The sequence below is a fragment of the Geobacillus proteiniphilus genome (genome assembly GCF_001908025.1).
GTDB lineage: Bacteria > Bacillota > Bacilli > Bacillales > Anoxybacillaceae > Geobacillus > Geobacillus proteiniphilus.
This window is the reverse complement of the sequence record NZ_MQMG01000126.1, coordinates 1-1077: the sequence shown is the minus strand read 5'-3', so window position 1 is coordinate 1077 and position 1077 is coordinate 1. Positions and strand designations below refer to the sequence as shown.

The following is a 1077-nucleotide window of genomic DNA, read 5'->3' as shown; positions in this document are numbered from 1 at the left end:
TGGTATTGTCAAAAGTTTATCCTCCACACTCACGGTTTTCTCTTGAGTTTCAACGGTTGGAAGAAAAAAAGCTTGCCACCCCCGTTGTTTTCGGCCATCATTGAGGTAACCACACACTCAACAGCCAAAACAAAGGAGTGACAAGCTTTGTTACCTCAATTATTAGCCTATTTGCTCGAAATAATCAAGACCCAATATCAAATCATTGTGTATTTGATGGGTGTGATATTGGGAAAATCCTTGAATCTCGAGGACTTGGACGAACCCATCCAAAAGCCGTACCGGAAACTTCAGGTCGATGACCTTCCGATCATCGATGTGCCGGAAACCCTTGATTACCGGAAGCTGTTGGCGGACTACGAAGCCCAGCACGGACGTCCTTTACGGCCCATCCAGCGCCGCGCGAAGGCGAAACACCGTGTTCCGGATTCGTTGACCTGCCCTCGCTGCCAGGCTCCCTCTTCTTACCTGTACGCCAATAACGGCGGAAACGGGCAATACCAATGCAAAGTGTGCCAGTGCCGGTTCAACCACCGAAATCGGTTCACCAAGCAAGCGGTCTTTCGCTGCCCGCACTGCAAAAAGACGCTGGAAAAAATCAAGGAACGCAAAGAATACAACATCTATAAGTGCAAGAACAACGATTGCCCGTTTTACCAGGCCAACCTTCGCCGGATGACGAAGAAGGAGCGCCAACAGTTTCAACAGGATCCTCAAGCCTTCAAGGTGCGGTATTTGTTTCGAGAGTTCTTGTTTGACTTTCTCCCGTTGGCTTCCTCGTCGCCCATCAAGCCGAAGGTCGATTTGTCCCGGCTGGCTGCGTCGCCGCACGTGTTGGGGCTCGTGTTGACGTACTACGTCAACTTTGGGATGTCCTCGAGGGAGACCGCCGCCGCCATGAAGGACATCCATGGCGTCTCGATCTCCCATCAGACGGTGCTCAACTACGCCAACAGCGTCGCGCTTTGGATCAAGCCCTTTGTCGACCGGTTCCCGTATGAGCTGTCCGGTTCGTTTTGCGGGGACGAGACGTATATTCGCGTCAAAGGGCGCTGGCATTACCTGTTCTTTATGTTT

Annotated in this window: 1 pseudogene; it reads left to right on the top strand. The window is 51.6% G+C overall.

The window, feature by feature from the left end:
• Positions 1-147: 147 nt before the first annotated feature.
• Positions 148-1077, top strand: a pseudogene (locus BRO54_RS18825) (DDE-type integrase/transposase/recombinase); the annotation flags it as partial.